Consider the following 15,034-nt stretch of genomic DNA (forward strand, 5'->3'; position numbering starts at 1 on the left):
ATTCCGATATTCGGGCCGATGCGTAACGGGACAAAGAGCCGCTTTTTTGAAAGACTGCGAATGGGTTGATTCGCGGTTTGATGGGAGTGCGCATGGAGCGGCTTGCGGACAGGGTTATCCTCGTCTGGGGGATCAAACGGTCGTTGCTAGCCGTCGCCGCCGGGGCATTCGCCGTACTGGCGCTGCCGCCTTTCGGCTTTTTCGCGGCGATGTTCCTCTCCTTCACGCTGCTCGTCTGGCTGATCGACGGCGCGGCGGCTTCTCCTGAAAGCGGCCTGATCGGCAGGCTATGGCCGGCCTTTGCCGTCGGTTGGCTGTTCGGCCTCGGCTATTTCGTCGCCGGCCTCTGGTGGCTTGGCCATGCGTTGCTGGTCGATCAGGAGGATTTTGCCTGGGCCCTGCCCTTGGCAGTCCTCGGACTGCCGGCCTGTCTTGCGATCTTCTACGGGCTGGCGACCGCCCTTGCCCGAATCGTCTGGTCCGACGGCATGGGACGGATCGCCGCACTTGCCGCAAGTTTCGGCCTGATGGAATGGCTTCGAGGCGTGATCTTCACCGGCTTTCCCTGGAACGCCGTCGGCTACGGGATTATGCCCGTTCCGCTGATGATGCAGTCGGCGCATGTGATCGGCGCGATGGGGGTGACGGCGCTTGCCGTCTTCGTCTTTTCCGCGCCAGCCCTTATCGGGACGCGGCAGGGCGCGAAGCCGGGTATCGCGCTCGCCGCCCTGCTGTTTGCCGCCCATCTCGGTTACGGCGCCTATGCGCTTTATCTCGCGCCGCGGCCCGACCCATTGCCCGCAGACAAGCGGCCGGTGGTGCGGCTGGTGCAGCCGGCCATCGACCAGGCGGCGAAGATGGACAATGACGCCGACCGAAATGCGATTTTCGAAACGCATCTGAAGCTTTCGACCGAAGCGCCCAGGAATGGCGGACGCAAGCCCGACATCATCGTCTGGCCGGAAACCTCCATCCCCTTCATCCTGACGGACAACCAGGATGCGCTGACGCGGATCGCCGATACGCTCGACGACAACCAGTTCCTGATCGCCGGCGCCGTGCGAGCCGAGGAGATGGGGCCGGGCACACCGGTGCGCTACTACAATTCCATCTACGTGATCGACGGCCGCGGCCAGATCATCGCCGCCTCCGATAAGGTGCATCTCGTGCCGTTCGGCGAATATCTGCCTTTTGAGGACATGCTGACCGAATTCGGCATCCAGAACGTCGTCGAGATCCCGGGCGGATTTTCGGCCGCCGCAAGCCGGCACCTGCTGGCGCTGCCCGGCGGGCTCAATCTCTATCCGCTGATCTGCTACGAGATCATCTTTCCGGGCGAGATGACCGGCGACATAAGTGATGCGAATGCGATCCTCAATATCACCAACGACGCCTGGTTCGGCATCACGCCCGGGCCCTATCAACATTTCCAGCAGGCCCGCGTGCGGGCAATCGAGACCGGCCTGCCGCTGATTCGCGATGCCAACAACGGCATTTCAGCGCTGGTGAACGCCCATGGGGAAATTATCGCGGGCCTCGATCTTGGTGAGACCGGCTTTATTGATGCAACTGTTGATGGGCTCGGCAATGGGTTCGGAACAACATACCCCCATCAGACATACTTCTGGTTGACCGAAGCCCTGCTGATTTTGATTGCGCTAGTTTCACGCGGAGGTTTTATTTCGGGGTTGAATTGACCAAAAACCCCTAAAATTGCATAGTGGTATCAATCGGCGTTCTTAACGTATGTTTATCGGCGGGTTCCCGCTGCTTACAACGTGGCGTTTTGGGATGGATCAGGGGCATGCCGGTTAGAAACAGTTGAAATTCGTAGCTAGGGCACGACCATGATAGAAAACAAGAAGAAGCCTAATCCGATCGATATCCATGTTGGCAGCCGCATTCGTCTTCGCCGAACGATGTTGGGCATGAGCCAGGAGAAGCTTGGCGAAAGTCTCGGCATCACCTTCCAGCAGATCCAGAAATATGAGAAGGGCACCAACCGCGTCGGCGCAAGCCGTCTGCAGAACATCTCGAGCATCCTCAATGTGCCGGTCTCCTTCTTCTTCGAGGATGCGCCGGGCGAACATTCCGGCGCCATCGGCGGCATGGCGGAAGCCTCCAGCTCGAATTACGTCGTCGACTTCCTCTCCTCCTCGGAGGGTCTGCAGCTCAACCGCGCCTTCGTCAAAATTTCCGACCCCAAGGTTCGCCGCAAGGTCGTGGAACTGGTAAAGGCGCTCGCTGCCGAAGCCGACGCTGACTGATCCAGCTCCCGTTGCAGAATGGAAAGGCGGTCGAAAGGCCGCCTTTTTTGCGTTTTTGAGGCAAAATTTGTCATTTCGCCGCAGATATAAAGATATATTTATGTCCTTGTGCGCTTGTCATCGGCGCCCGAACTGAGTACCTACTAGCTGGCTTTTATTCTTTGAGGGGAATCCCGGAATGCGCGCGAATTATCTCTTTACCAGCGAATCTGTTGCCGAAGGTCACCCGGACAAAGTGTGTGACCGCATCTCCGACGAGATCGTTGACCTGGTCTACCGCGAAGCGGCCAAGACCGGCGTCAATCCGTGGGGCGTGCGCATTGCCTGCGAAACGCTGGCGACGACCAACCGCGTCGTCATTGCCGGCGAGGTCCGCCTGCCGCCGAGCCTGATGAAGAAGGACAAGGACGGCAAGGACGTCATCAACCCGTCGAAGTTCAAGGCTGCCGCCCGCCGCGCCATCAAGGATATCGGCTACGAGCAGGACGGCTTCCACTGGAAGAAGGCGAAGATCGACGTGCTTCTGCACTCGCAGTCGGCCGACATCGCCCAGGGCGTCGACAGCGCCGCCGATCAGCAGGGCGACGAGGGCGCCGGCGACCAGGGCATCATGTTCGGTTACGCCTGCAAGGAAACGCCGGACCTGATGCCGGCTCCGATCTATTATTCCCACAAGATCCTGCAACTGCTTGCTGCCGCCCGCAAGAAGGGCGACGGCGAGGTCGCCAAGCTCGGCCCCGACGCCAAGAGCCAGGTGACCGTACGCTACCTTGACGGCAGGCCGTCGGAAGCGACCTCGATCGTACTTTCGACCCAGCACCTCGACGAGAGCTGGGACTCCAAGAAGGTCCGTGCCGTCGTCGAACCCTATATCCGCGAAGCGCTCGGCGAATTGAAGATTGCCGACGATTGCAAGTGGTACATCAATCCGACCGGCAAGTTCGTCATCGGCGGACCGGACGGCGATGCGGGCCTGACCGGCCGCAAGATCATCGTCGATACCTATGGCGGTGCTGCTCCGCATGGTGGCGGTGCATTCTCCGGCAAGGACACGACGAAGGTCGACCGTTCGGCCGCTTATGCCGCCCGCTACCTCGCCAAGAACGTTGTCGCCGCCGGCCTTGCCGACCGCTGCACGATCCAGCTCTCCTATGCGATCGGCGTCGCTCAGCCGCTGTCGATCTATGTCGACCTGCACGGCACCGGCAAGGGCGTTTCCGAGGATCAGGTAGAAGCGGCAATCCGCGAGAACATGGACCTGTCGCCGTCCGGCATCCGCCGTCACCTCGACCTCAACAAGCCGATCTACGCCAAGACCTCGGCCTATGGTCATTTCGGCCGCAAGGCCGGCCGCGATGGCTCGTTCTCCTGGGAGCGCACCGACCTCGTCAAGGCGCTCAAGGAAGCCGTCAAGACCAAGGCTGCTGCATGACGGATATGGAACGCCGGGGCCGGGCGACCGAAGCCTTTTTCGGTCGCCGCAAGGGAAAGGCCCTGCGCGAACAGCAGGCCGAAACACTCACCAGCCTGCTCCCGGCATTCCTCATCGATCTCTCGGCGGCTCCCCCGGAGCCGCTGACATCGCTCTTCCCGGTTCCGGTCAAGACATTGCGGCTGGAAATCGGTTTCGGCGGCGGCGAGCATCTGATGCACCGCGCGCTAGAGGCGCCTTCGACCGGCTTCATCGGCGTCGAACCCTTCGTCAATTCAATGCAGAAGCTTCTGTCCCGCGTCGGCGAGACGGGTGCCTCGAATATCCGCGTCTACAATGACGATGCGACGCAACTGCTCGACTGGCTGCCGGACGGCGCGCTCGACCAGATCGACCTGCTCTATCCGGATCCCTGGCCGAAACGGAAGCACTGGAAACGCCGCTTCGTCTCGAAGACCAATCTCGACCGCTTTCATCGCGTGCTGAAGCCAGGCGGCCTGTTCTGCTTCGCCTCCGACATCGACACCTATGTGAACTGGGCGCTGATCAAATGCCGCGACCATGGCGGCTTCGACTGGCTGGCAGAAAATGCGGCGGACTGGCTGACGCCCTATCAGGGCTGGCCGAGCACGCGTTACGAGGCAAAGGCGCGCCGCGAGGGCCGCTCCTCGGCCTATCTGACCTTCAAGAAGATCTGAATTCGGCGCTGGAAGGTGTTGAAGGGCGATCGTGACGCCGTACGCACGGCACCTACGACGATCAGATTATGCCGAAGCAGCATCGCTGCAAATGCCTGATGGCATTTCGTTTTCATAACCTGTTAAGGCGAGCTATGTCGCGACATCCGTCGCGATCACCGCCAATCGGCTAAACGACCGCGCACCGCGAGAGCAGCGAAATGCGACAGGCGTTATTGGACGGTCAGTGCAGGCTGACCGTCTTCAATTCGTCTTCGGCAGCCTTGAAGAAGGTGCTGGAGCGGTTGTCCGTCAAAAGGATCGGCGTGCCGTCGGCGCCGAAAAGTGCCCATAGATCGACGTTCGGATCGATATCCGGCGCCTCGGGAAAACACTTGGCAACCTCTTCGGTGCGCATTTTCCTGATGTAGGCGACCTCGCCGTTGCCGATGTGGGCAAGCTCGGATTTGGTCAAGTGAGACGTGGCTTCTTTCATCAACATTCCTGTTCCTCCGGGAGAAGGGACCAACGGTTCGACAAACCGTTGTGCTACTGTGAGACCGAAATGTTAATTTTCTTGACCATGCGCGCGGGTTCCGGACGAATTAGATCGACCGAGAGCAGACCGTTCTTGAGGCCGGCGCCGAGCACCTGCATGCCGTCGGCAAGAACGAAAGTCCGCTGGAACTGGCGGGAGGCGATGCCGCGATAAAGATAGTCTCGCTCGCCCTGATCCAGCTGGCGGCCGCGGATCACAAGCTGATTCTCCTCGGTGGAGATATCAAGTTCCTCCTCGCTGAAGCCGGCGACGGCAAGCGTGATGCGCAGACGTTCCGGGGCACCGCTATCGGCCGCGATGCGTTCGATGTTGTAAGGCGGGTATCCGTCGCTCGCCTTGGAAATGCGCTCAAGCGTCTTTTCCATGGCGTCGAAGCCCAGAAGCAGAGGGCTGGCGAAAGGGGTAATGCGGCTCATCTCTTTTCAAGTCCTTGATGCAAGCGACCATCCCGGACCTCAAGCGCAGCATCCGGATGCCGCTAATATGGGGACATGCGCCCGGCGCTGCAAGGCGCGGCCGACCCCCGATCTTCAACACCTCTCAAATTTAAAAATGGCGGCGCCCGCCTCCTTGCTTGACAATGGCCCGGCTGCCTCGCATCAAAACATGCCCGCGCCGAATGTGCCGATTTGTGACGGGAGATGAAGAAATGCTGCCTGCCGCGGCAACTGACATGGCGAGGATGGGACGATCGGAATGACAAGCGTGAGAAAAATCATCATCGACACGGATCCGGGGCAGGACGACGCGGCTGCGATCATGCTCGCCTTCGGCAGCCCGGACGAGCTCGAGGTGCTGGGGGTTACGACGGTCGCCGGCAACGTGCCGCTGTCTCTCACCAGCCGCAACGCGCGCATCGTCTGCGAGCTCTGCGGCCGCGCCGACGTCAAGGTTTTCGCCGGTGCCGACGCGCCGATCGTCCGCAAGCTGGTGACGGCAGAACATGTGCACGGCAAGACCGGACTCGACGGCCCTGATCTGCCCGAGCCGACAATGGCGCTGCAGCCCGGCCATTCCGTCGACTTCATTATCGAGACGCTGCGCCGCGAGCCGGAAGGGATGGTGACACTCTGCACGCTCGGCCCCCTCACCAATATCGGCATGGCGTTCCGCCAGGCGCCCGACATCGTCCCCCGCATCCGCGAGCTGGTGATGATGGGCGGCGGCTTTTTCGAGGGCGGCAACATCACGCCGGCGGCCGAATTCAACATCTATGTCGACCCCGAGGCAGCCGACATCGTGTTCCGTTCCGGCGTCCCGATCGTGATGATGCCGCTTGACGTGACGCACCAGCTGCTGACCCGCAAGGACCGGGTCAAGCGCATGGCCGAGATCGGCACGGCGCCTGTTAAGGCCATGGTCGAAATGCTGGAGTTCTTCGAACGATTCGACATCGAGAAATACGGCTCCGACGGCGGGCCGCTGCACGACCCGACGGTCGTCGCCTATCTCCTGAAGCCGGAGCTCTTCCAAGGCCGGGATTGCAATGTCGAAATCGAGGTCGAGTCCGAACTCACCGTCGGCATGACCGTCGTCGACTGGTGGCATGTGACCGACCGCAAGCGCAATGCCAAGGTGATGCGCCATGTCGATGCGGACGGTTTCTTCGATCTGTTGATCGAACGCTTCGCCCGCATCTGATCTTTCTCTTTCGTCTCCGAGACGGAGGGAAAAACGACCTCAGGCGTCCTTCTCGTCGAAGACGGAATTGGTTTCGGCCTCGACCGGCTTCGGGCCGCCCTTGGCGACGCCGACCATGGCCGGGCGCAATACGCGCTCGCCGATGGTGAAGCCGGCCTGCACGACCTGGACGACGGTATTGTTCGGCACTTCGGGGTTCGGCACCTCGAACATTGCCTGATGGAAATTCGGATCGAATTTCTGACCGACCGGCTCCAGCTTGCGAACGCCATGGCGCTCAAGCGCCGAGAGCATTGAGCGCTCGGTCATCTCGACGCCCTCGATCAGCGTGGTGAGGCCGGCATCAGCCGCGGCCTTGGCCTCCGGAGAGATGGCGTCCAGTGCCCGGCGCAGATTGTCGGAGACGGCGAGCATGTCACGCGCGAAGCCGGCGACCGAATAGGATTTGGCGTCCTTGACCTCGCGCTCGGTGCGGCGGCGCAGATTATCCATTTCGGCAGCAAGACGCAGGTAGCGATCGCGCAGCTCGGCGTTCTCGGCCTTGACAAGCTCGAGCGGGTCCGGCTGGCTTACCTCCTGTTGCTCGGCGGCTTCAGTCTCGACGTAGGCGGCGGCGTCGGCTGCGGCATCGGCCGCAGTTGCGTCAGGTCCGTTTTTCGTCGTTTCATCGGTCATGACGGTCTCCGGTTGGTGTCTTCAGATGCGCCCGATATCGAGGTTTGACCAAAAAAAATCAAGTCTGCGTGACGAAGAAGCGAAAATTCCGCGATCTTCGGCAGCGTGGCGTCAAAGCGGATTGCGCGACAGGCGGGAGACGAGCTGGGCGGTGTAATCCACCATCGGCACGATGCGGGAATAATTGAGCCGCGTCGGCCCGATGACGCCGACGGCGCCGACGATCCGGTCGTCCTCGTCGCGATAGGGCGCAACGATGAGCGAGGAACCGGACAGCGAGAAGAGCTTATTTTCCGAACCGATGAAGATGCGCACGCCCGAACCGCTTTCGGCGAGATTGAGAAGCTCGATCAGGCTGTCCTTCTTTTCGAGATCGTCGAACAGCATGCGCAGCCGGTCGAGATCTTCGGCGCCGGCGAGGCCTTCGAGCAGATTGGCGCGGCCGCGGATGATCAGCTGGGCAGGCTTTCCCTCGTCCGGGCTGCCGGCCCAGACGGCGACGCCACGCTCGACGAGATCGCGCGAGAGGGCATCGAGTTCGTGACGGACGTCATCCTTCAGCCGGCTTAATTGCTTGCGCAGTTCCGGCAGCGTCTGGCCGGACATGTGTGCATTGAGGAAATTCGCCGCCTCCGTCAGCTGCGAAGAGGTGACGCCCGCCGGCAATTCGATAATGCGATTTTCCACCTGGTCGTGATCGCCGACGAGCACGGCGAGCGCCTTGGTCGGCTCGAGCCGGATGAACTCGACATGCTTGAGCACCGGATCGCTCTTCGAGGTGATGACGAGGCCGGCGCCGCGCGAGATGCCGGAGAGCATGCGGCTTGCCTCGTTCATCATCGATTCAACCGGGTTGCCGCCGCTTTCGGCCCGCACCTGGCGGTCAATATTGGCGCGTTCCTCGGCGGAGAGATCGCCGACCTGCATGAAGGCGTCGACGAAGAAACGCAGGCCGATCTGGGTCGGCAGCCGGCCGGCGCTGACATGCGGCGAATAGATGAGGCCGAGCTCCTCGAGATCGCTCATGACGTTACGCACCGATGCCGGCGAGAGCGACATCGGCAGCAGGCGCGACAGATTGCGCGAGCCGAGCGGCTCGCCGCTGTCGAGATAACCTTCGACGATGCGGCGGAAAATTTCCCTGGAGCGCTCGTCCAGCGCAGCGACGGCATCCGAAACCGACGTCGACCTGATGCCCATGAACCTTTTCAAACCCACACTGATGATGCTCCCGAAAATATAGTCAAACTCGCACCCGTGGCAAAAGGGAATTTGCAAATGGGCGCCGCCAATCGTAGAAGCGGTCAACAACTCCAGGAGATGAGAATGCGGCCTTCAGGCAGAAAAACCGACCAGATGCGCAAGGTCTCGTTCGAGCGCAATTTTTCCAAGCACGCAGAAGGCTCATGCCTGGTGAAATTCGGCGATACGCATGTGCTCTGCACCGCAAGCCTCGAGGAAAAGACGCCGCCATGGCTGCGCAACACCGGCAAGGGCTGGGTCACGGCCGAATACGGCATGCTGCCGCGGGCGACCGGCGAGCGCATGAAGCGTGAAGCCGCCGCCGGCAAGCAGGGCGGCCGCACGCAGGAGATCCAACGGCTGATCGGCCGGTCGCTGCGCGCCGTCGTCGATCTGCAGGCGCTCGGCGAAAAGCAGATCACGCTCGATTGCGACGTCATCCAGGCCGATGGCGGCACGCGGACGGCCTCGATCACCGGCGGCTGGATCGCGCTTTACGACTGCCTGAAATGGATGGAAAGCCGCAACATGATCAAGGTCGACCGGGTCCTGAAGGATCATGTCGCCGCCATTTCCTGTGGCGTTTTCGCCAGCCAGCCGGTCATCGATCTCGACTACCTCGAAGATTCCTCGGCCGAGACCGATGCGAATTTCGTCATGACCGGCGCCGGCGGCATCGTCGAGATCCAGGGCACGGCCGAAGGCATGCCGTTCAGCGAAGAGGAATTCACCTCGCTGATGCATCTTGCCAAGAACGGCATCGGCGAACTCGTCGCCCTGCAGAAAGAGGCGATTGCGGGATGAACCCGATGCTGGAAGGCATGCTGGAGACGGCGCTCTACGCGCGCGATCTCGACCGGGCCGAGGCGTTCTACGAAAACGTGCTCGGGCTTGAGAAGATCACCCGCGCCAGCAACCGGCATGTCTTTTTCCGCTGCGGACCAGGGGTTCTCTTGATCTTCAATCCCGAGGAAACAGTAAAACCGCCCGCCCCCGACGCGCTGCAGGTGCCACCGCACGGCACGACTGGCGAGGGCCATGCCTGCTTCCGGGTTTCCGGCCCCAATATCGATGCGATGGCCGAACGGCTGAAGTCGGCCGGCGTCGCGATCGAATCCGAAGTGCACTGGCCGAATGGCGGCCGCTCGATCTATTTCCGCGATCCAGCCGGCAACAGCCTGGAATGCGCGGAGGCTAGAATTTGGGGTATCGAACAGGATAGCTGAATGCGCAAGCTCGAAACGAAGACCATCGTCGTCGCCAGTCACAATGCCGGCAAGATCCGCGAAATCCAGGAATTGATCGGGCCGCTCGGTTTCACCGCCAAATCGGCGGCCGAGCTGAATTTCGTCGAGCCCGACGAGACCGGCACGAGCTTCGAGGAGAATGCGACGATCAAGGCCGTCGCCTCGGCCAATGCCGCCGGCCTGCCGGCGCTGTCCGACGATTCCGGGCTGGTTGTCGACGCGCTCGGCGGCGATCCCGGCGTCTATACCGCCAACTGGGCGGAGAAGGCCGACGGCACGCGTGATTTCGACATGGCGATGGCCAAGGTGGAAAAGGCGCTGCAGGACGCCGGCGCGACGACGCCCGAAGAACGCGGAGCGCGTTTCGTCAGCGTGCTCTGCCTTGCCTGGCCGGACGGTCATACGGAACTTTTCCGCGGCGAGGTAGAAGGCACTGTCGTCTGGCCGCCGCGCGGCACGCAGGGCTTCGGCTATGATCCGGTCTTCCAGCCAGAAGGTTACGGGGTGACCTTCGGCGAGATGAGCGGCGAGGAAAAACACGGCTGGAACGTCGGCAAGCCGCAGGCACTGTCGCACCGGGCCCGCGCCTTCAAGCTTTTTGTCGAAACCTGCTTGGAGGCATAAGGTCTGTCCGTGGGCAATTTTGATACGCCAAGCCTCTCGCGCGATGCGGCGCTCTTGCCCGATACCGGCGAGCCCGGCTTCGGCGTCTACGTGCATTGGCCCTTCTGCGCGGCGAAGTGTCCCTATTGCGACTTCAACAGTCATGTGCGCCATCAACCGGTGGATCAGGAGCGCTTTACATCGGCCTTCCTGAAGGAGATGGCGGCAGTGCGGGCCCTCAGCGGGCCGAAGACGGTGACGAGCATCTTCCTCGGCGGCGGCACGCCTTCGCTGATGAAGCCGGAAACGGTCTCGGCCATTCTCGACGGCATCGCGCGGCACTGGCATGTGCCTGCCGGCATCGAAATCACCATGGAGGCCAATCCGTCGAGCGTCGAGGCCGAGCGCTTCCGCGGCTACCGCACGGCCGGCGTCAATCGTGTCTCGCTCGGCGTGCAGGCGCTGAACGACCAGGATCTGAAATTCCTCGGCCGGCTGCATGATGTCGCCGACGCGCTGAAGGCGATCCGGCTGGCGCGAGACATCTTCCCGCGCATGTCCTTCGATCTCATCTATGCCCGCCCGGACCAGACGGTCGAGGAATGGGAAAAGGAACTGAAAGAGGCGATCTCCTATGCGGTTGATCATCTTTCGCTTTATCAGCTCACCATCGAGGAAGGCACGCCCTTCTACGGCCTGCACAAATCAGGCAAGCTGATCGTGCCGGATGGCGAGCAATCGGCCCTGCTCTACGAGGCGACGCAGGAGATCACGGCCCGCGAGGGCATGCCGGCCTACGAGGTCTCCAACCATGCCCGGCCGGGCGCCGAAAGCCGGCACAATCTGACCTATTGGCGTTACGGCGATTATGCCGGCATCGGCCCGGGCGCGCATGGCCGGCTGACGCGCGGCCGCGAAAAAATCGCGACCGCCACCGAGCGCAAGCCCGAAGCCTGGCTCGAGATGGTCGAGCGCGACGGCCACGGCATTCTCGACGAGGAGCGGCTCGGCTACGAGGAACAGTCGGACGAACTGCTGCTGATGGGACTGCGGCTCCGGGAAGGCGTCGACCTCGCCCGCTGGCAGCAGCTTTCGGGCCGCGATCTCGACCCGAAACGTGAAGAATTCCTGCTGCAACACAAGTTCATCGAGCGGATCGGCAATTCTCGCCTGCGCTGCACGCCCTCCGGCATGCTGATCCTCGATTCCGTCGTCGCCGACCTCGCCTGCTGACGTGCAGGCAATTGGGCTGATCCCGGCGCGGCAGCTGTGTCGCCGTCCGCGCCGGAAAGTGCCTCTCAGCCGTGGCTGGTCGTACCCGCCTTGAAGAGGCTGCCGGTCGGCGTCTTCAGGAACATCTCAAGCGGAATATGCTCCTGGTGCAGGAAGCCGGTCGCCGGCAGCAGGCCGTCGCGGACCATCTCGATCACGGCGACGACGGAGGCCGACGTCGTCCAGGCGATCGCCGTGCGGCGGGCGCCGGCAATCTCGATCGGATAATAGGCGCGCACGAATTCCTTGCGGCGCAGGCCGCCGTTCTCCGTCCCCTCGGCGGCGACATGGACATAAACGACATCGTCTTCAACAGGCGGCTTGGCATTGGTCAGGATCTCGCCGGCGAGCGTGCGCTTGTCGCGCATCAAGAGCTCATGGAAGAAGAAGTTCATCAGCTCCATATGGCCGGGATAACGCATGGTCTTGTAGTCGAGATTATCGATCTTGCCGAGCATGGTGTCGCACATGGTGCCGAGACCGCCCGAGGTTGTAAAGGCTTCGAGCTTGACGCCGCCGACATAGACGGTCTCGTGCCACTCCATCGGCGAGACCAGTTTGCGCACGCCGCCTTCGATGACCTCGCAATCATTCAGATATTCGTTGACGACGCCTTCCGGCGACCAGTTGAAGGCATATCCGAGAAGGCCCGTCGGATGCTGCGGCAGAGCGCCGACGCGCATGCGGATCGAACGGCAGCGATCGAAGCCGTCGGCGAGGCTTGCGCCGACGATGCCGACGAAACCGGGCGCCAGGCCGCATTGCGGCGCCATCAGGCCGCGAGCGCTTTTCGACAGTTCGATGATGAAGTTCGTAGTCGGGACGTCTTCGGTCAGATCGAAATAATGAATACCGGCAAGATGGGCGGCACGGGCCAATTCGATGTTCAGGTGATATGGCAGGCAGGACAGCACCGCCTCGACGCTCGAGAGCAGCTCGCCGATCACCTCAGGGTCGGAAATATCGCCGGTGCGGCAGGTGAAGGGAACATCGCTCAGCGGCAGTTGCGCATCGACGCCGATAACCTCGAAACCGCCTTCATGCAAAAGTGTCGCCGCCAGCCGTCCAACCTTGCCGAGGCCGAGGACGGCGATCTTTTTGAAACTCATTCATTCCTCCCATGCGCCCTTCTCGGCGCTTATTCGTCTTATGTCTTTGTCATGCCAAAGCCGCCGCGCCTTCCAGCCGACATCATTGGGTGGCGGAGGTATAGAATAAAAGGCTGATAAAGGAAAACGGCCGGAATCGCTTCCAGCCGTCGAATTTTCGGAAGATCTGTCGATTATTCGTTGATCAGCCGCTTCAAAAGCTCGATTTCATGCGAAAGCTTGGTGTCGCCGGAAATCAGCTCCTCGATCTTGCGCACCGCATGCAGCACCGTCGTGTGATCGCGCCCGCCGAAGCGGCGGCCGATCTCCGGGAAGGAACGTGGCGTCAGCGTCTTCGACAGATACATGGCGATCTGGCGCGGCTTGACGATGACGCGGGTGCGGCGATTGGAGACCAGCTCCTGGCGCGAGACGTTGTAGTGCCTGGCGACTATGCGCTGGATATCCTCGATGCGCACGCGGCGCGGCTCACCGGAGCCGACGAGATGAGCGAGCAGCTCGTCGACGCGCTCGATCGACAGGTTCGGCTCGAAGGAGCGGCGGAAGATCAGCTGGTTGAAGGCGCCTTCAAGTTCGCGGCCGCTGGCCGTGATGTTGCGGGCGACATGCTGAAGCAGGTCTGCCGGAATTTCCAGCGACGGATCTTCAAGGCGGGCCGCAGCGAGACGACGCTTGAGAATTTCGAGGCGCATTTCGTAATCCGGCGCGTCGAGTTCGATCGCGACGCCGCCCTGCAGGCGCGAGCGGACGCGCGGGTCGAGCGACTCCAGCTCCCATGGCGCACGGTCGGCGGCGACGACGACCTGCTTGGCGCTGTCGAGCAGCATGTTCAGGAGATGGCAGAATTCATGCTGGATCATCTTGCCCTGCAGGAACTGCATGTCATCGATGATCAAGAGATCGATATTGCGCAATGAGTCCTTCAGCGTCAGCGCGTCGTTGTCGCGGATCGCCGTGGCGAAGCGCCACATGAAATATTCGGCCGTGAGATAGACGACGCGCAAAGCCCGCGGGTTCTGCACCGCCGCATTGGCGATCGCCTGCAGCAGGTGGGTCTTGCCGAGCCCGACCGTCGAATGGACGAAGAGCGGATTGAAGCGCACTGCGCCGGAGCCGGCTTCCGCGATCGTCTTGGCAGCCGCAAGCGCGACGCGGTTCGAGCTGCCTTCCACGAAGGTATCGAAGGTGAAACGGCCGTCGAGCGGCGAGCCGAAGAGCGGCGCACCAAGACTTGCGGGCCTTGCGGCGGCAACCGCCGAAACTGCCTGCTGGACGGCCTGACCGGCCGGCTGGGCGCTCGGCGGACGGCGCATCTGCGCGGGAGCGGCAGGCTCCGGCTGGACCACCTCGTCGGCGGCCTTCATGCCGCTGCGGGTGGCCGTGCGCACCAGAATTTCGATCTTCAGGATTTCCGGATCTTCGGCCTGGAACAGACCGGTGATGAGATCGAGATAGCGATTGTTGATCCACGACTTCAGGAAGGTCGTGGGAACCGACAGGCGAACAACGCTTTTCGATACCGAATGCAGCTTCAGCCTGGCAAACCAGCTGGCATAGACATCAGGACCGACCTGGGCCTTCAAGCGCGCGCTGACGCGCTCAAACAGAATGCTCTGCTTCATTTCCGCCTTAGCTTCCCCCACTTCCAGGCGAATGGAGCCGAACGCCTGCGGTGCCGCATCCCCATTGTCGAGCCCGCCCGCCTTCATCGTATTCATCTGCATAATGCCGCCTTTCCATTCCACCGGGCGGCCTCCGCTAAAACGGCCGCCCGAGCATTCCCCGCTTTGACGGGCTGGCGGCATCCTCATGAAGCCACTCGCCTGCCGGTTCACTCAAACACGGCACAGAAGTCCGTTGCAGGTACCGCGTTCATGCGGCGCCTTCATCCGGCGTTCCGTGCCAGGCTGGCGGTCGATCCTCGTTTCGGCCGACCAGCCCGAACGCAATATTACTATCCCCTATGCAGCAGCCTCACGTTAAACGTGTGGTTGCATAGGCACAAAACATCCCTGCCCGTAACAGCCACGTTACGGCCCAAATCCGTCAAGTGTTTGAAAAAACGGAAGCGCAAGGCTCCGTAACAAATGGCACAAACGTATCGCCCTGCCGACGTGGCAGTTTAGACCGAACTCTGCAGGTGATGTCCGCGCCCTTTGTTGGACGCCATTTAGGCAGGATCAAATGGCAAGATCAACGATGAATTTTACGCTAAATTAAGAAGCGGCCATTGACTCCGCCTGCCCTTTTCGGGCGTCACACCAGCGTCAAAAAAGAATCGCTGTTGAATCAAGGAGATTCCCCGTTCGG

Annotated in this window: 15 protein-coding genes; 9 read left to right on the plus strand and 6 right to left on the minus strand. The window is 61.7% G+C overall.

Annotated elements, in window-relative coordinates; all coding sequences use genetic code 11:
* Positions 1-92 precede the first annotated feature (92 nt).
* The 4 genes from lnt to trmB all read left to right on the plus strand — a co-directional run bounded on the left by lnt (position 93) and on the right by trmB (position 4,397).
* Positions 93-1,697 (plus strand): apolipoprotein N-acyltransferase, encoded by a 1,605-nt coding sequence (lnt, locus tag GA0061105_RS08110; RefSeq protein WP_064693554.1) that lies wholly within the window; start codon positions 93-95, stop codon positions 1,695-1,697.
* A 150-nt stretch (positions 1,698-1,847) separates the two neighbouring features.
* Positions 1,848-2,267 carry a helix-turn-helix domain-containing protein gene (locus tag GA0061105_RS08115; protein WP_004679846.1) on the plus strand — a complete coding sequence of 140 codons (420 nt, stop codon included), beginning with the start codon at positions 1,848-1,850 and terminating at the stop codon, positions 2,265-2,267.
* Positions 2,268-2,445: 178 nt separating this feature from the next.
* A complete protein-coding gene (metK, locus tag GA0061105_RS08120; RefSeq protein ID WP_064693553.1) occupies positions 2,446-3,699 on the plus strand; it encodes a methionine adenosyltransferase in 1,254 nt (417 codons plus the stop codon).
* Positions 3,696-4,397, plus strand: a complete 702-nt coding sequence (gene trmB / locus GA0061105_RS08125; protein WP_064693552.1) for a tRNA (guanine(46)-N(7))-methyltransferase TrmB — start codon at positions 3,696-3,698, stop codon at positions 4,395-4,397. The genes metK and trmB overlap by 4 nt, the downstream gene beginning before the upstream one ends.
* 223 nt (positions 4,398-4,620) lie before the next feature.
* Here trmB and GA0061105_RS08130 read toward each other — a convergent pair whose 3' ends face one another.
* Positions 4,621-4,878, minus strand: a complete 258-nt coding sequence (locus GA0061105_RS08130) for a BQ00720 family protein (protein WP_008524631.1) — start codon at positions 4,876-4,878, stop codon at positions 4,621-4,623.
* Between the two features lie 47 nt (positions 4,879-4,925).
* A complete protein-coding gene (locus GA0061105_RS08135; protein ID WP_064693551.1) occupies positions 4,926-5,351 on the minus strand; it encodes an Hsp20 family protein in 426 nt (141 codons plus the stop codon).
* A 280-nt stretch (positions 5,352-5,631) separates the two neighbouring features.
* Here GA0061105_RS08135 and GA0061105_RS08140 point away from each other — a divergent pair, with 280 nt between their 5' ends.
* On the plus strand, positions 5,632-6,576 hold the full coding sequence (locus tag GA0061105_RS08140) for a nucleoside hydrolase (RefSeq protein WP_064693550.1): 945 nt from the start codon (positions 5,632-5,634) through the stop codon (positions 6,574-6,576).
* 39 nt (positions 6,577-6,615) lie between these two features.
* On the opposite strand, the gene grpE is transcribed toward GA0061105_RS08140, so the two are convergent.
* Positions 6,616-7,251, minus strand: coding sequence for a nucleotide exchange factor GrpE (gene grpE / locus GA0061105_RS08145; protein WP_064693549.1), 636 nt, complete (start codon positions 7,249-7,251; stop codon positions 6,616-6,618).
* 111 nt (positions 7,252-7,362) lie between these two features.
* Positions 7,363-8,451, minus strand: coding sequence for a heat-inducible transcriptional repressor HrcA (hrcA, locus tag GA0061105_RS08150; protein WP_064693548.1), 1,089 nt, complete (start codon positions 8,449-8,451; stop codon positions 7,363-7,365).
* Between the two features lie 126 nt (positions 8,452-8,577).
* Between hrcA and rph the strand changes: the two genes are divergently transcribed.
* Genes rph through hemW form a run of 4 tightly spaced genes read left to right on the plus strand, consistent with a single transcriptional unit; the run spans position 8,578 to position 11,576 of the window.
* Positions 8,578-9,297, plus strand: coding sequence for a ribonuclease PH (rph, locus tag GA0061105_RS08155; protein WP_064693547.1), 720 nt, complete (start codon positions 8,578-8,580; stop codon positions 9,295-9,297).
* Positions 9,294-9,719: a VOC family protein gene (locus tag GA0061105_RS08160; protein WP_064693546.1), complete on the plus strand. Its 426-nt coding sequence runs from the start codon at positions 9,294-9,296 to the stop codon at positions 9,717-9,719. Before rph ends, GA0061105_RS08160 begins: the two co-directional genes overlap by 4 nt.
* A complete protein-coding gene (rdgB, locus tag GA0061105_RS08165) occupies positions 9,720-10,364 on the plus strand; it encodes an RdgB/HAM1 family non-canonical purine NTP pyrophosphatase (RefSeq protein ID WP_064693545.1) in 645 nt (214 codons plus the stop codon).
* A 9-nt stretch (positions 10,365-10,373) separates the two neighbouring features.
* Positions 10,374-11,576 (plus strand): radical SAM family heme chaperone HemW, encoded by a 1,203-nt coding sequence (gene hemW, locus GA0061105_RS08170; protein WP_064693544.1) that lies wholly within the window; start codon positions 10,374-10,376, stop codon positions 11,574-11,576.
* Positions 11,577-11,641: 65 nt separating this feature from the next.
* Here the strand turns inward: hemW and GA0061105_RS08175 are convergent, their stop codons facing one another.
* Together GA0061105_RS08175 and dnaA are read right to left on the minus strand one after the other, a co-directional pair.
* Positions 11,642-12,724, minus strand: coding sequence for a saccharopine dehydrogenase family protein (locus GA0061105_RS08175; RefSeq protein ID WP_064693543.1), 1,083 nt, complete (start codon positions 12,722-12,724; stop codon positions 11,642-11,644).
* Positions 12,725-12,897: 173 nt separating this feature from the next.
* Positions 12,898-14,448: a chromosomal replication initiator protein DnaA gene (dnaA, locus tag GA0061105_RS08180; protein ID WP_064693754.1), complete on the minus strand. Its 1,551-nt coding sequence runs from the start codon at positions 14,446-14,448 to the stop codon at positions 12,898-12,900.
* Positions 14,449-15,034 lie beyond the last annotated feature (586 nt).

The sequence above is a fragment of the Rhizobium aethiopicum genome (genome assembly GCF_900094625.1).
GTDB classification, from domain to species: domain Bacteria; phylum Pseudomonadota; class Alphaproteobacteria; order Rhizobiales; family Rhizobiaceae; genus Rhizobium; species Rhizobium aethiopicum.

Bases quoted from the DNA above. Each gene is read 5' to 3' on its own strand.
- trmB (WP_064693552.1), top strand. From the start codon at position 3,696: ATGACGGATATGGAACGCCGGGGCCGGGCGACCGAAGCCTTTTTCGGT.
- GA0061105_RS08160 (WP_064693546.1), top strand. From the start codon at position 9,294: ATGAACCCGATGCTGGAAGGCATGCTGGAGACGGCGCTCTACGCGCGC.
- GA0061105_RS08140 (WP_064693550.1), top strand. From the start codon at position 5,632: ATGACAAGCGTGAGAAAAATCATCATCGACACGGATCCGGGGCAGGAC.
- GA0061105_RS08130 (WP_008524631.1), bottom strand. From the start codon at position 4,878: ATGTTGATGAAAGAAGCCACGTCTCACTTGACCAAATCCGAGCTTGCC.
- GA0061105_RS08115 (WP_004679846.1), top strand. From the start codon at position 1,848: ATGATAGAAAACAAGAAGAAGCCTAATCCGATCGATATCCATGTTGGC.
- hrcA (WP_064693548.1), bottom strand. From the start codon at position 8,451: ATGGGCATCAGGTCGACGTCGGTTTCGGATGCCGTCGCTGCGCTGGAC.
- GA0061105_RS08135 (WP_064693551.1), bottom strand. From the start codon at position 5,351: ATGAGCCGCATTACCCCTTTCGCCAGCCCTCTGCTTCTGGGCTTCGAC.
- rdgB (WP_064693545.1), top strand. From the start codon at position 9,720: ATGCGCAAGCTCGAAACGAAGACCATCGTCGTCGCCAGTCACAATGCC.
- GA0061105_RS08175 (WP_064693543.1), bottom strand. From the start codon at position 12,724: ATGAGTTTCAAAAAGATCGCCGTCCTCGGCCTCGGCAAGGTTGGACGG.
- grpE (WP_064693549.1), bottom strand. From the start codon at position 7,251: ATGACCGATGAAACGACGAAAAACGGACCTGACGCAACTGCGGCCGAT.
- lnt (WP_064693554.1), top strand. From the start codon at position 93: ATGGAGCGGCTTGCGGACAGGGTTATCCTCGTCTGGGGGATCAAACGG.
- dnaA (WP_064693754.1), bottom strand. From the start codon at position 14,448: ATGCAGATGAATACGATGAAGGCGGGCGGGCTCGACAATGGGGATGCG.
- rph (WP_064693547.1), top strand. From the start codon at position 8,578: ATGCGGCCTTCAGGCAGAAAAACCGACCAGATGCGCAAGGTCTCGTTC.
- metK (WP_064693553.1), top strand. From the start codon at position 2,446: ATGCGCGCGAATTATCTCTTTACCAGCGAATCTGTTGCCGAAGGTCAC.